This is a genomic window from Stenotrophomonas sp. 1337 (assembly GCF_031455455.1).
Classification (GTDB): domain Bacteria; phylum Pseudomonadota; class Gammaproteobacteria; order Xanthomonadales; family Xanthomonadaceae; genus Stenotrophomonas; species Stenotrophomonas indicatrix.
In genome coordinates, this window is sequence record NZ_JAVDSR010000024.1 from 1 (window position 1) to 12,715 (window position 12,715).

Below are 12,715 nucleotides of genomic sequence, written 5' to 3' on the forward strand. Positions count from 1 at the left end.
CTGAAACTAAAGGGCCTGAGCCCGGTAAAGTACCGGGAACAGGTCGCGCTGGCTGCCTGATCCCCAACTGTCCAACTTTAGGGGGTCACTTCACCATGGGGGCTTGGCCGCGGCATCCATGCCGCGGACACCCCCGCAACCGGACCCACCCCGCCTTCGACAGTTTCCCGCGCGCTTTGGATGTAGCGCCGGGCCATGCCCGGCCGAGGGAAAGTCGGATCATCAATTTCGATTTAGATCGAAATAATCACTGAAAATCAAAGATCGATCATGTCGACAGTGAATGCACGACGGCAGATCCAACCGTCGTGGGGAAACTGTCACAGGTGGGGCGGTGTGGGCTTGCAGGACCGTTGGCGCCATGGATGGCGCCATCGAGCCCCCATGGACGGGTTTACGGCGTGTCCTGCAAGCCCACACCGCCCCGCCAACCCGCAGAAAACCCAGAGCCGGCTGTTGCTTTGGCTTTGGCTTTGGTTTTCGCCTCTGCGGGTGCCGGGCGGCAGCCCGGCCAGCCCTCCCTGCCGGATTTGCATATGTGGCTGCCGAATCCGGCCGTGGATTTGCCGGAATGCGCGATTGCCCTGCCGGAATGAAGTGCTCAGCCCTCGCTGAAAGGCGCGAAATGTCAGTCACCTGCCTAACGGCAAGTCCACTGACATTCAAGTTGTCCGCCTACGGGGGAAATGCTCATGAACCGCATCTACCGGCGTGTATGGAACCGCCAGCTCAATGCTCTGGTTGTGGCCTCGGAACTGGCCACCGGCGATAGCGGTGGTACCGCACCGCGCGACCGTCGTGCCAGCCTTCTGGTGCCCAGCACCCTGGCCATGGCACTGCTGTGCGTGCTGGCCAGCGGACCTGCGGCGGCGACAGAGGCCAATCAATCGCTGCGCGACCTGCAGGCGCTGGCGGCCAAGTACACCCAGCCGATGCCGGTGAAGGTGGACGCCGAAGTGGCGCTGGCCGCGGCTGCACGACAGGCCCAGGCGAACCCGGCGATCAGTGCCAACGCACGCGTCGGCCTGCAGCTGAGCACAACGTCATTGCCGGTCGTGCGAGACGTGCTGCCGGCCACCGTGCAGGTCAAGCTGGCGGCCGGCGCCGCGCCGCGCCAGGTGCCTGCACCGGTGCTGGGCGCCGACGTGCGCGCCAACATCGGTGTTGGCACTGCAGCCGCTACCCGTGTCGATGCCGCGCTTGCGGCGAACGTCGCACCGGCCGCACAGGCGCCGTTGGGTCTGGCCGCCAACGCGGCAGCAAAGGCCGATGTCGGCATCGCCGGCAAGCCGGTTGCCAGCATTGACGCCGGCACCGAGGTTGCCGCGGCAGCGGGTGCAACGCCGTCCGGCTTGAAGGCGGCCGTGGATGGCAAGGTCGATTCGCAGCTGGTCGTGGCCGGCAATCACATCGAAGGCCAAGGCCAGGTCGGTGCCACCGCAGCGGTCACACTGCCGGCCAAGGAAGAGCTGCCGGGTGACACCGATGACCGCGCGATCACCGCAGCGTTCGATACCGGCGTGGCAGGCAAGGTACGGGTGCAGGGCAAGGACGGCGAGGAAATCGTCGCCGATCGCAATCTCAAGCTGGCCGGCACCGCAACCGTCGCCGCGCAGAACAGCGCGCTTGGCCTGGGCGGCCTGCTCAACGGCGTCGACACTGCGCTCAACGGCGTTGGCAGCGCGGTCGGCAGCCTGCTCAATGGTGACCTCAACGGCACCGTCGGCAACCTGACCGGCGCCGTCGGTGGCCTGGTCGGCAATACCCTGGGCAGCCTCGGCCTGACCTCGCCGTCGGCCATTCCGCCGACCAGCCCGAAGGCGCCCGCCGCTGCCGACCCGAACGCGGGCCTGGTGATCGGTACCGGTGGCCTGGTGGGCGGTGTCACCGAACTGCTCGGCCCGACCACCGCCAGCCTGTTCGGCGGCACCGGTTACCTGTCCAACGGCAACCTCAAGCTCAGCACCGCCAACGTCATGCAGACCTATTCCACGGTCAACGTGCTCGGCCTGCCGGTGGTCAATGCAACGCCGGTCGGCACCACGCTCAACGGACTGGGTGGCGCGGTCACCGGTGGCAGCTCGCACCTGACCCTGATCGGTGGCGTCACCTCCGACAGCTACATCTACAACATCAACAACGGCAATCCCGGTGGCCTGCTCGGCCTGCTGCTGCCGACGGACTCGCCGGCCTGGGCGGCCAAGTGCCTGGACATCGCGCTGGCGGACATCTCCTGCTGGGCGGTAAACGCAGCGCAGGACTACCAGGTGCTGATGGGCGATGGCGCCTATGCCAACGGCTCCAAGGAAGTGGTGATCGGTGCCAACGCCCGCCATGAACTGCCGAAGGTCGATGCCAACGTCGCCTTCCCCGGCGCGGGCGCCAATGATCCGAGCGATCCGACCGGCGTTCCCACCGCCGACTATGCAGCACGCATGGGGCACTCGGTGGTGGTCGGCGACAGTGCCAGCGGCACTGCCAACGGGCAGACCCTGCTCGGCGCAGAGAGCACCTCCAACCAGGCCAACTCGGTGGCGCTGGGCTATCGCTCGGCCGCACTGCGCGGCGCGCAGGCTGGCTACAGCGCTTACGGCCTGACCACCGCACAGGTGTCGGCGGGCGAAGTGTCGGTGGGCACCGCAGGCGGTGGCGAGCGGCAGATCACCAACCTGGCGGCCGGCAGCGCCAACACCGATGCAGTCAACGTGGCCCAGCTGAAGGGTGCGATCAGCCAGATCGACGCGGTCGGCGCGGCGGCGGTCACCTATGACCTGGATGGTGCAGGCGACCCCGACTATCGCCGTGTCACCCTCGGCAATGGCACCGGCACCACCACCATCGGCAACCTGGCCGCCGGCGCGGTCAACGCCACCAGCAGCGAGGCGGTCAATGGTGCGCAGCTGTTCGCCAGCAACGACACGATGGCAAAGTTCTTCGGCGGACGCGCAGCGTTCGATCCGCTCACCAGCACTTTCACCGCACCGCTGTTCGAGATCAGCACCATCTCCACCGGTGGCGCTGTGGCCCCGGGGCTGTATGACAACGTCACCGACGCCTTCGATGCGGTGGATGGTTCGCTGGTCAACCTCAACACCCAGATCAACGACATCCGCAACACCGGCACCCGGTACCTGCGGGTGAATTCGACCGGTGCCGACGCCGTGGCCAGCGGCGCCGAAGCGATCGCCGTCGGTGCCGGTGCCAGCGCAACCGCCGCCAACAGCATCGCGGTCGGTGCCGGCAGCCTGGCCGACCGTGCCAACAGCGTGTCGATCGGTGCCGCGGGCGCCGAACGCCAGGTCACCAACGTCGCCGCCGGCACCGCCAGCACCGATGCGGTCAACCTGGGTCAGTTGCAGGCCTCCGAAGAGGGCGCACTGCGCTACGACCTCAACGGCGACGGCAGCGTCAACTACGCAAGTGCGACGCTCGGCCAGTCCGGCACCGCCACCACGCTGCGCAACCTCGGCCCGGGCCAGATCAGCGCGGCCAGCAGCGAAGCAATCAATGGTGCGCAGTTGTTCGCGGCCAACCAGACGGTGGCCACCCACCTCGGCGGCGGCGCTGCAGTGGATGCCAATGGCGTGGTCACCGCGCCGACCTACACGCTCAACAACGTCGCCGCCAATGGCACGGTCAGCCAGGGCAGCTACAACGACGTCGGCACGGCCTTCGATGCGGTCAGCAATTCGCTGGCAAATGTGGCCGAGCAGACCGATGACCTGGATGCGCGCGCCGTGAAGTACGACGTGGACGGGAGTGGCAATGTGGTCGATACCGTGACCCTCAGCGGTACCGGCGGTGCACCGGTGAAAGTCACCAACGTGGCCGCCGGCAGCATCCTGGCGGGGAGCAGCGATGCCATCACCGGCGACCAGCTGTTCAGCACGCACCAGACGGTGGCCAGCTACTTCGGTGGCAGCACCGTGTACAACGGCAGCACCGGGCTGTGGACCGCGCCGACCTTCAACATCTCCACCATCGCCACCGATGGCACCATCACCGGCAACGACTACAGCAACGTCACCGCTGCGTTCTCTGCAGTGGATGGCTCGCTGCGGGTGCTCAACCAGCGCATCAGCAGCGGCGGCGGCAGCCCGTACCTGGCGGTCAACTCCACGGCTGCCGCAGCCACGGCCACCGGTGCCGAAGCACTGGCGGTCGGCCCGCAGGCCAGCGCAGCCGGTGCGGGCAGCGTAGCGGTCGGCAACGGTGCCAATGCCAGCGCGGGCAACAGTGTTGCGCTGGGTGCCGGTTCGGTGGCCAGCGTCGGTGCGCAGACCGGCTATACCGGTGCCTATGGTCAGGCCGGCGCCAGCAACTCGTCCGGTGAGGTGGCGGTGGGCAGCAGTGGCAGCGAGCGCAAGATCACCCACGTGGCCGATGGCTCCGACGACCACGATGCGACCAACGTCGGCCAGCTGAAGAACGGCGTGAACTACGCCATCGACCAGTCCAAGGCCTACACCGACCAGAAGATCCAGAACATCACCAACGTTGCCGGCAGCTTCCGCGCCAACAACAGCAACAACCTGGCCGATCCGGCCGCCACCGGCGCCAACTCCGCCGCGGGCGGTGCCGGCTCCACTGCGGCCGGGGCCAACTCGACCGCATTGGGCAACGGCTCGCAGGCGCAGGCAGACAACTCGGTGGCGCTGGGTGCGGGCTCGGTCGCCAACCGCGCCAATACGGTGTCGGTGGGTGCAGCCGGTGCCGAACGCCAGGTGGTCAACGTGGCCGATGGTTCGCAGGCGACCGATGCGGTCAACGTGCGCCAGCTGCAGGCTTCGCAGCAGGGCACGATCCGCTATGACACCACCACCAACGGCACCACCAACTACAACAGCGTGACCCTGGGCAGCACCAGCAGCGGCCCGACCACGGTGCGCAACGTCGCTGCCGGCACCGCCGGTACCGACGCGGTCAACGTCGACCAGCTGAAGTCGGGCATGGCGCAGACCCTGGACTGGTCCAAGGCCTACACCGATGAGCGCATGGGCGGCTTCGAACGCGACCTGCGCAAGACCGACAACCGCGCCTCGGCCGGCATCGCCTCGGCGATGGCAACCGCATCGCTGCCGCAGCCCAGCGAGGCTGGCCGCAACATGGCCTCGATCGCCGCCGGCAGCTACAACGGCGAATCCGGCGTGGCCCTGGGCATCTCCGGTGTCTCCGAGGGCGGTCGCTGGATCTACAAGTTCAGTGGTTCCACCAACAGCCGCGGCGAGGCCGGTGTGGCCGTCGGTGCCGGCATCCAGTGGTGATCGCCTGCGCCGGGTCGCATTCGCGGCCCGGCGCAGCGGGCAACGTCTACAGGGGGAATGACATGAAACCGCATCGCATCGCTCGCAGTGGCCGCGTCGCCGCCACGCTGGGCCTGATCCTGGCCGCGGGGCTGCTGGTTGCCTGCCGCAGCCACGCACCGGCCGCCGACGGCCCCGCCGACAGCACCGCCGTCACCTTCCCGGAGGCCAGCAAGGCATCGCTGAAGGAAGGCATCTATCCGGATATCGCCGACCTGCGCCGGTTCGCACCGGGCATGAGCAAGCGCCAGCTGTACACGTTGCTCGGCACCCCGCACTTCAACGAAGGCATGTGGGGCGTGCGCGAGTGGAACTACCTGTTCAACTTCCGCACCGCACAGGGCGCGGAGTACTTCACCTGCCAGTTCCAGGTGCGCTTCGACAACAAGGGCATCGCCCAGGGCGGCTACTGGAAGCCTGAATCGTGCGCAGCGGTCCTCGACCCGCCGCGTCCGCCGCCACCGCCGGCGCCGGCGCCCTTGCCGGAGCAGCCGCTGCGGCTGGCTGCCGATGCACTGTTCGGCTTTGACAGTGCCGTGCTCAGTGCCAGCGGCCAGCAGGCCGTGCAGGGTGTACTGGCGCAGGTGCGTGAGGCCAGCCAGGTGCAGTCGATCCAGGTGGTCGGCTACACCGACCGCATCGGCAGCGCTGCCTACAACCAGACGCTGTCGCAGCGACGTGCCGAGGCGGTGCGCATGGCGCTGGTACAGGGCGGCGTATCCGCGGCGAGCATCAGCGCTGAAGGGCGGGGTGCGGCCGAACCGCTGGTGCAGTGCGACCAGCGCAACCGGCGCGAACTGATCGCCTGCCTGGCGCCCAATCGCCGGGTGCAGATCGCGGGCGTGGCCCGGTCGCACTGAATCCCCGCGCCGGGGCGTGCCCCGGCATCCCGAGTCCCCCCTGTTCTGCCGGCAGGACGTGGAAACGTCTCCCCCGTTTTCCACGCCTGCCGGTGGGCAGGTTTCTTCCCTGGTGCACCTGATGAATGCCCAATTCCTGCCCTTGTCCATGAAGACGGAAGCCACTCTCAGCGTGTACGGCCAGCTCGGCAACCATGCGGTCGTGCGCATTCCCGGGCGCCGGCAGCCGGGCCTCATCCTGCAGGCCGACACCGTTGCCGGCTTCCTCACCCAGCTGCAGGAAGCACAGGCGTGCCTGCGCAGCGGCCGCGCGCAGCGTGCCGACGCCGAGCTGGACATGCTGGTCGACATGCTCGAGCAGTGGTATGCGCTCATCGAATCGCGCCTGGCCGATGCCGGCGAGGCCTTGTAGAGAAACAGGGGACGGAGGGGATCAAGTCGTTTCCCGCACAACCGGGGCATGAACGACTTGATCGCCTCCGTCCCCTTTTCTGTTGCTATGCGCGGGCGCGGATCATCCAGCAGGCGGTTTCCACCCGCACACGGTCACCTTCGATGAACGGTGCGAACGCGGTCAGCGCCTGCTGCAGCAGCGCTTCGGCGCGTGCGGCCGGCAACGCACGCAGGGCCAGGCCCACAGGTCCGAGCTGGCCGACGTAGCTGGCCAGCGCATCACGGCTGAGGAAGCAGGTCAGGTCCAGCGGCGCGATGTCCACGTCCTGCCATCCGGCACGCTGCAGCAGCCGGCGCACCCGTTCGCCATCGGCGAAAGCGAACTGCCCCGGTGCACCGGGTACCCGCGCCGGCAGCACCAGCTGGTCTGCAAGGGCGCGCTCGGCGGTGGTCATGAACGGATTCTCCTGCGCGCTGCGCCAGGCGATGCAGCGCAGGCCCGCGCCCGTTCGGGCGGCACGGTGCAGGTTGGCGAAGGCGGCCTGCGTGTCCTCGAAGAACATCACCCCGAAGCGCGACTGGATCCAATCGTAGTGCGCCGTTGCGAAGGGATGGCGCTGGGCATCGGCAACGATGAAGTCGATCCTGCGCCCGATCGCGGCGGCGCGCTGGCGGGCCAGGCCAAGCATCGGTGCGGAGATGTCCACGCCCGTGCAATGGGCGTCAGCGCGTGCTGCGGCGGCGCTCAGCGTACTGGCGCCGGTGCCGCAGCCCACGTCCAGCAGTTCCGTGACGGTAACCGGCAGCTCGTCGCGCAGGGCATCGGCCATCGGTTGGAACAGGCCGTCCAGCAGGGTCTGCTGCGCGACCCAGTTCTCGCCGGCGGCGCCGTTCCAGAGCGTGTTCTGATCGAGCGGGAGTGAATCGTCCATGGGCTTGCCTTGCGCGGGGAGTGCGACCATGGTGGCGCTTGAAGCCCACTTGAGGTCAAGCACGATGCAGGAACTGGATATCGGTGAGGTGGTCCGCCGCAGTGGCGTGCCGGCCTCGACGCTGCGCTACTACGAGCAGCTCGGCCTGTTGCAGGTGCTGGGGCGTCGCGGCCTGCGCCGGCAGTACCACGAGCAGGTGCTGGAACGGCTGGCACTGATCGGCCTGGGGCAATCGGCAGGCCTGTCGCTGCAGCAGATCGGCGCAGCGATGCCGCAGGGGGCAGGGCTTGCACTGGATCGCACGGCATTGCTGGCCCGGGCCGATGCGCTGCAGCAGCAGATCCGCAGATTGCAGCGGGCGCAGGATCGGCTGCGGCGGGCTGCCGCCTGTCCACACGCCGAGGATGCTCGGCGCTGCGCCTCGTTCCGCAGGTTGCTGCGAGCGCAGCAGCGCGTAGCGCGCGGATGAACTGCCGACACCCGCTCAATCGCGGGTGCTGACTTCCCAGGTGGCATGCAGCACGCCCGGCACCTGTTCCATCCGCGCCAGCACCACGTCCAGTTCGTCGGCGCTGACCGCGGTGCTGACCAGCACTGCGATCACATCAGTGGGCGCATCGGCGTGCTCCACCAGTTGCACGTCGCCAACGGGGTACTGCGCGGCTTCCAGCGCATCGACCAGGCGCTCGCGCACGCGCGGCACCGCGTCGGCATCCACGCTCAGGCGCACTTCGTAGGTCGCTTCGCTGGCGGCTTCGTTGATCGGGATGCGGTTGATCGCGTTCACCAGTGGCCGCAGCAGGGTATTGCCGGCGATGATCAGTACGGTCAGCAGCACGCCTTCGGCGAGCATGTCCGCGCCGGTGCAGCTGCCCACGGCAGCCGAGCACCACAGCGTCGCGGCGGTGTTCAGGCCGCGCACGTTCATGCCTTCCTTCATGATCACGCCGGCGCCGAGGAAGCCGACGCCCGAGACGACGTAGGAGATGACCCGCACGGCCTCGGCGCTGCCGGCGATGCGCATGCCCAGGTCAACGAAGGCGGCAGCGCCGACAGCCACCAGCACGTTGGTGCGCAGGCCAGCGGTGCGTTGCCGGTACTGGCGTTCGGCGCCGATCAGGGTGCCGAGCACGAACGCCGCCAGCAGGCTGACCACGGTGTCGGCGAACGGGCCGGGCTGGAAGGTTTCAATGAAGCGCATGGCCGCAGTCTACCTCCCGCAGGTGACAGTAGAACCACGCCACGCGTGGAGGGGCAGGGGGCATCATCCACGCATGGCGTGGATCTACTCGTCGACGCGCTCGCCCATCATTTCGCGCTGGCGCTTGTCCAGTTCCTCCGCATAGCGCTTGCGCACGAATGCTTCAGACACCACGCCCAGCACCTGGCCATCGTCGGCCACCACCGCCAGCTCGTCGGCCTGGGTCTGGTCGAACCGCTGCATCACGGTCACCACGTCGGCGCTGGCGGCGAGTGCCACGTCGCGGTTCTCGGCGAACGTACCTACGACGTCCTCGGGCTTCACGCCGTCGCCGAACAGGCGCGGAATCTGCACGATGCCAGCGTAGTGGCCTTCACTGTCGATCAGGATCACCCGGCTGCCCGAGCCCAGCGGGAAGCGCTGGCGGAAGGCGGCGGCATCGAGGTCGGCCGGGGCGGTGGCCACACCCTTGCGCATCATCCGCCCGGCATTGAGGTTGTGCACCCAGCCGATGTCACGCGCGCTCTTGATGGTTTCCCCGCGCAGGTGCATGCGCCAGGTCGAGAACGAATAGCCGAACCACTGCCGCACCAGGGTGCTGGACACCAGCACGGCGCTCATCACCACGCTGGTCAGCAGGAAGTCGTGGGTGCCTTCCAGCACCAGCATGGCCATGGTCATCGGCGCGCCAACCACCGCCGCGGCCAGTGCAGCCATGCCTGCCAGCGCTGCCGACGTGGCGTCGACCACAGGAACGCCGGTGGCCATCGCCAGCAGCCCGGCAAACAGCGTGCCGACCAGGGTGCCCATGAACAGCGAGGCGAAGAACAGGCCGCCGCGGAAACCGAAGCCCAGCGAAATGCCGGAGGCCAGGCATTTCAGCGTCAGCAGTCCGCCGATCCAGATCAGCGGCAGATGGGTGGTCAGGTCCAGGTGCAGCGCTCCGTGGCCGGACGACAGTACCTGCGGGCTGGCCAGGGCCAGCGGAATCAGCAGCAGGCCGCCCACCACCGGGCGCCCCCACAACGGCAGCGGGCTGCGCTTGACCGTGCCTTCGATGGAGGCGATCAGGCGCATCACCACGATGCCGACCATCGCACAGCAGCAGCCGAGCAGGCCGTAGATCGCATAGTCGGCTGCGCGCACGTCGATGGTCGATGCCGCCGGCAGCAGATAGGCGTCCACGCCGGCCTGGTCGGCAACGAAGGCGCCGGCCAGCGCGGCCACCGCAACCGGCGCCAGTGCCGCCGGCGTATAGGCACCGATGACGATCTCGAAGGCGTAGAACGCCCCGGCCAGCGGTGCACCGAAGGCCGCGGCGATCGCACCGGCCGCGCCAGCACCGACCAGGATGCGCACGTCGTTGCGGCGCAGGCGCATCACCCGCCCCAGCTGCGAACCGCTGCCGGCGCCCATCTGCGTGTACGACGCCTCCAGTCCGACCGAAGCGCCGCAGCCATTGGAGACCAGGGTCTGGGTCAACACGATCAGGTTGTCGCGCATCGACATGCGGCCGCCATGCAGTGCATTGGCTTCCACGGCATCCAGCAGGGGGCGTTTCAGGCGCGTGGCAGCCAGGCTGACCAGGCCCACCACCAGCCCGCCCAGCGGCAGCACCAGCAGGGCAGTCCAGGTCAAAGCGGGCAGCGAGCTCAGGCGCATGCCCTCGTCCAGCCCATACAACGCCGTCTGCAGGGTGCGTGCCAGCCCAGCCTGCAACAGGGTCAGGCCGCCGGCGATCAGCCCGACCACCAGCGCCAGGGCGATGAACCACAGGTCGCTGCCGCGCAGGCGCAGGCGCAGGCCCTGGAAGGCCAGATGCAGGCGCGATGGCGAAGCGGTGGAGGACATGGTGGCGGCATGATACGCCGCCACCGTGGGCGCTACCGTCACCGCATCAGGCGGTTGCCATGCTCAGAAGCGGTAGCGGCCCTGCACGTAGAACGTGCGCGGCGCGGCCACCATGCGCCCGGCGTTGCCATCCACGTTGCGGGTGTACCAGTGCTTGTCGGCCAGGTTGTTCACGCCCACCGCGACCTCGCTGTCGGCCAGCCAGGGCAGCTGCCAGGCGGCCTGCGCGTTCCACAGGCGTACGCCGGGTACACGGCCTACGCGCGCGTCGGCGGCTTCTTCCCAGGTGTTGGCGGCATCGGAGAACTGGCCGCTCTGGTGGGTGCTGGACACGTTGAAGGTCCAGCCGGCCAGCGCATAACGGGCGCCGACGCTGTCGGTATCGCGCGCGTAGAACGGCACATCGAGGCCGCGGTTGTCGCCGGACTGCTGGATGGCCTTGGTCCAGGTGTAGTTCGCGTACAGTTCCAGCCCGGCCAGCGCGCTGCTTTCGGCAAAGCGGTACTCGATCGCGCTTTCCACGCCCTTGTGGTCGGTGGCGCCGATGTTCTGGAAGGTGGGCGGGGTGATGCCCGGCACCTGCAGGATCTGGTTGTCGAAGCGCATCTTGAACACGGTCACTTCCGCGCGCAGCGCGCCATCCTGCCAACGCGCGCCCAGCTCGGTGGTCCTGGCGATTTCCGGGTTCAGCGGATTGGTCGCGCTCTGCGAGTTCAACTGGATGTTCTGCACCGGCCCGAACGAGGTGGTGTAGTTGCCGAACACGGTCAGCTGCGGGGTCAGCAGGTAGGCGACGTTGAGCGAGGGCAGGGCCTTGTCGTTGCGGCTGCTGAAGGTCGCGCCGCCGCCGGCCTGGCGGCGGTCCATGTCGATCCACTCCATGCGCACGCCGGGCGTGATCCGCCACTGACCGATGGCGATGCGGTCATCAACGTAGAACGAGTGCGCATCGGTGGCGTTGTCGAAGCGGGTGGCCGCGCCGGTCGCACCGGTACGGCGGGTAACGGTGTAGCTGCGGTCGTTGCCGCGCTCGCGCAGGAAGCGGTAGCCGGCGGTGATGTCGTGCACGCTGCTGCCCCAGTGCAGGCGCTGGGTGTAGCGTGGCTCGATGCCGAGCACACGGTAGTCGCGCGGCTGCACCGTGATCTGTGTGTTGGCCGCGTTGATCAGCGAACTGGCCCGGTTGCTTTCGTTGTAATACGCCAGCACCTCGAACTCGCTGTTCTCCGACAGCGTGTTGGTGTAGCCCAGGTCGATGCCGGTGCGATGGCCCTTCCAGAAGTCGGACGGGCGGGTGTTCTGGAACGGATCGGCCTGGTACTGGGCGCGGGTCAGGCCGCCCGGAGTCAGAGAACGCACGTCGTAGTACGACAGCTTGGCACGCAGCTCCTGCTGTGCGTCGATGGCATAGGCAAACTTCAGCGCCAGATCATCGAAGCGGTCATCGCTGCCCTGGCGCCAGCCGCGGCCGTCCTGCCCCGAATACAGCAGGGCCATGCCCAGGCCGTTGTCGGCGGTGCCGCCGAGGAACGCGTTGTACTGGGTGCTGTCGCCGCCGCCGTGGTCGTAAGCGCTGTAGCGCACGCCGGCCTCGCCGTGCAGGCCGGCCGCAGTCGGAATCGCACGGGTGCTGAAGTTGATGATGCCGCCGACATTCTGCGGCCCGTAGCGCACCGCACCGCCGCCGCGTACCACGTCGATCGATTCGATGTTGGCCAGGCTGGCCGGGGCGAAGGAGAGCTGTGGCTGGCCGTACGGCGCAACCGCCAGTGGCACGCCGTCCAGCAGGACGGTCGAGCGCGGCGAGTAACGGCCGGTCAGGCCGCGCACGCCGATGTTGAGCGAGACCGAGCTGCCAGCGGTGCCGGAGTTGTCGGTGACCTGCACGCCGGGAATGCGGCGCATGGCATCGCCCAGGCTGGCGGCGCCGCTGGCCTCGATGCGCTGGCGATCGACCACGGTACGCGCGCCAGCGAAGCTCTTGACGCTGTCGTGCAGGCCGGTGCCCAACCAACTGCCCGACACCTGGATGCTGTCGAGCGTGGTGGCGCTGTCCTGCGCAAACGCGCTGGCGGCCGGAAACATGCACAGGGCGAGGGCGGCAGCCAGGGGCAGGTGGGCCGGTTGCGGGGCAGGAATGGGCATCGGTGCAGAGTGTGGAAGGTCGTAAATGAG

The 12,715-nt window shown here is 68.3% G+C and carries 8 protein-coding genes; 4 read left to right on the forward strand and 4 right to left on the reverse strand.

The genetic code is table 11. The annotated features are described in order from the left end of the window. Positions 1-692: 692 nt before the first annotated feature. From J2X70_RS20230 to J2X70_RS20240, 3 genes are all read left to right on the forward strand, one after another. A complete protein-coding gene (locus J2X70_RS20230) occupies positions 693-5,264 on the forward strand; it encodes a YadA-like family protein (protein ID WP_309911882.1) in 4,572 nt (1,523 codons plus the stop codon). A 62-nt stretch (positions 5,265-5,326) separates the two neighbouring features. Continuing rightward, a complete protein-coding gene (locus J2X70_RS20235; RefSeq protein WP_025878550.1) occupies positions 5,327-6,163 on the forward strand; it encodes an OmpA family protein in 837 nt (278 codons plus the stop codon). Between the two features lie 121 nt (positions 6,164-6,284). Next, the gene (locus tag J2X70_RS20240) at positions 6,285-6,575 is read left to right on the forward strand and encodes a hypothetical protein (RefSeq protein ID WP_181950208.1); all 291 of its coding nucleotides are present in this window, start codon (positions 6,285-6,287) and stop codon (positions 6,573-6,575) included. Between the two features lie 85 nt (positions 6,576-6,660). Here the strand turns inward: J2X70_RS20240 and J2X70_RS20245 are convergent, their stop codons facing one another. Next, a complete protein-coding gene (locus J2X70_RS20245) occupies positions 6,661-7,488 on the reverse strand; it encodes a class I SAM-dependent methyltransferase (protein WP_309911885.1) in 828 nt (275 codons plus the stop codon). Positions 7,489-7,552: 64 nt separating this feature from the next. On the opposite strand from J2X70_RS20245, the gene J2X70_RS20250 reads away from it, so the two are divergent. Beyond that, on the forward strand, positions 7,553-7,957 hold the full coding sequence (locus J2X70_RS20250; protein ID WP_025878553.1) for a MerR family transcriptional regulator: 405 nt from the start codon (positions 7,553-7,555) through the stop codon (positions 7,955-7,957). Between the two features lie 15 nt (positions 7,958-7,972). Here the strand turns inward: J2X70_RS20250 and J2X70_RS20255 are convergent, their stop codons facing one another. The 3 genes from J2X70_RS20255 to J2X70_RS20265 all read right to left on the reverse strand — a co-directional run bounded on the left by J2X70_RS20255 (position 7,973) and on the right by J2X70_RS20265 (position 12,685). Then, positions 7,973-8,689 carry an MgtC/SapB family protein gene (locus J2X70_RS20255; RefSeq protein WP_025878554.1) on the reverse strand — a complete coding sequence of 239 codons (717 nt, stop codon included), beginning with the start codon at positions 8,687-8,689 and terminating at the stop codon, positions 7,973-7,975. An 84-nt stretch (positions 8,690-8,773) separates the two neighbouring features. Further along, positions 8,774-10,540, reverse strand: a complete 1,767-nt coding sequence (locus tag J2X70_RS20260; RefSeq protein ID WP_051562466.1) for a chloride channel protein — start codon at positions 10,538-10,540, stop codon at positions 8,774-8,776. Positions 10,541-10,603: 63 nt separating this feature from the next. Further along, positions 10,604-12,685: a TonB-dependent siderophore receptor gene (locus tag J2X70_RS20265; protein WP_309911888.1), complete on the reverse strand. Its 2,082-nt coding sequence runs from the start codon at positions 12,683-12,685 to the stop codon at positions 10,604-10,606. Positions 12,686-12,715 lie beyond the last annotated feature (30 nt).

What these genes read in the sequence shown, in the direction of transcription:
- J2X70_RS20230 (WP_309911882.1), top strand. Translation starts at nt 693, where the DNA reads ATGAACCGCATCTACCGGCGTGTATGGAACCGCCAGCTCAATGCTCTG.
- J2X70_RS20235 (WP_025878550.1), top strand. Translation starts at nt 5,327, where the DNA reads ATGAAACCGCATCGCATCGCTCGCAGTGGCCGCGTCGCCGCCACGCTG.
- J2X70_RS20240 (WP_181950208.1), top strand. Translation starts at nt 6,285, where the DNA reads ATGAATGCCCAATTCCTGCCCTTGTCCATGAAGACGGAAGCCACTCTC.
- J2X70_RS20245 (WP_309911885.1), bottom strand. Translation starts at nt 7,488, where the DNA reads ATGGACGATTCACTCCCGCTCGATCAGAACACGCTCTGGAACGGCGCC.
- J2X70_RS20250 (WP_025878553.1), top strand. Translation starts at nt 7,553, where the DNA reads ATGCAGGAACTGGATATCGGTGAGGTGGTCCGCCGCAGTGGCGTGCCG.
- J2X70_RS20255 (WP_025878554.1), bottom strand. Translation starts at nt 8,689, where the DNA reads ATGCGCTTCATTGAAACCTTCCAGCCCGGCCCGTTCGCCGACACCGTG.
- J2X70_RS20260 (WP_051562466.1), bottom strand. Translation starts at nt 10,540, where the DNA reads ATGTCCTCCACCGCTTCGCCATCGCGCCTGCATCTGGCCTTCCAGGGC.
- J2X70_RS20265 (WP_309911888.1), bottom strand. Translation starts at nt 12,685, where the DNA reads ATGCCCATTCCTGCCCCGCAACCGGCCCACCTGCCCCTGGCTGCCGCC.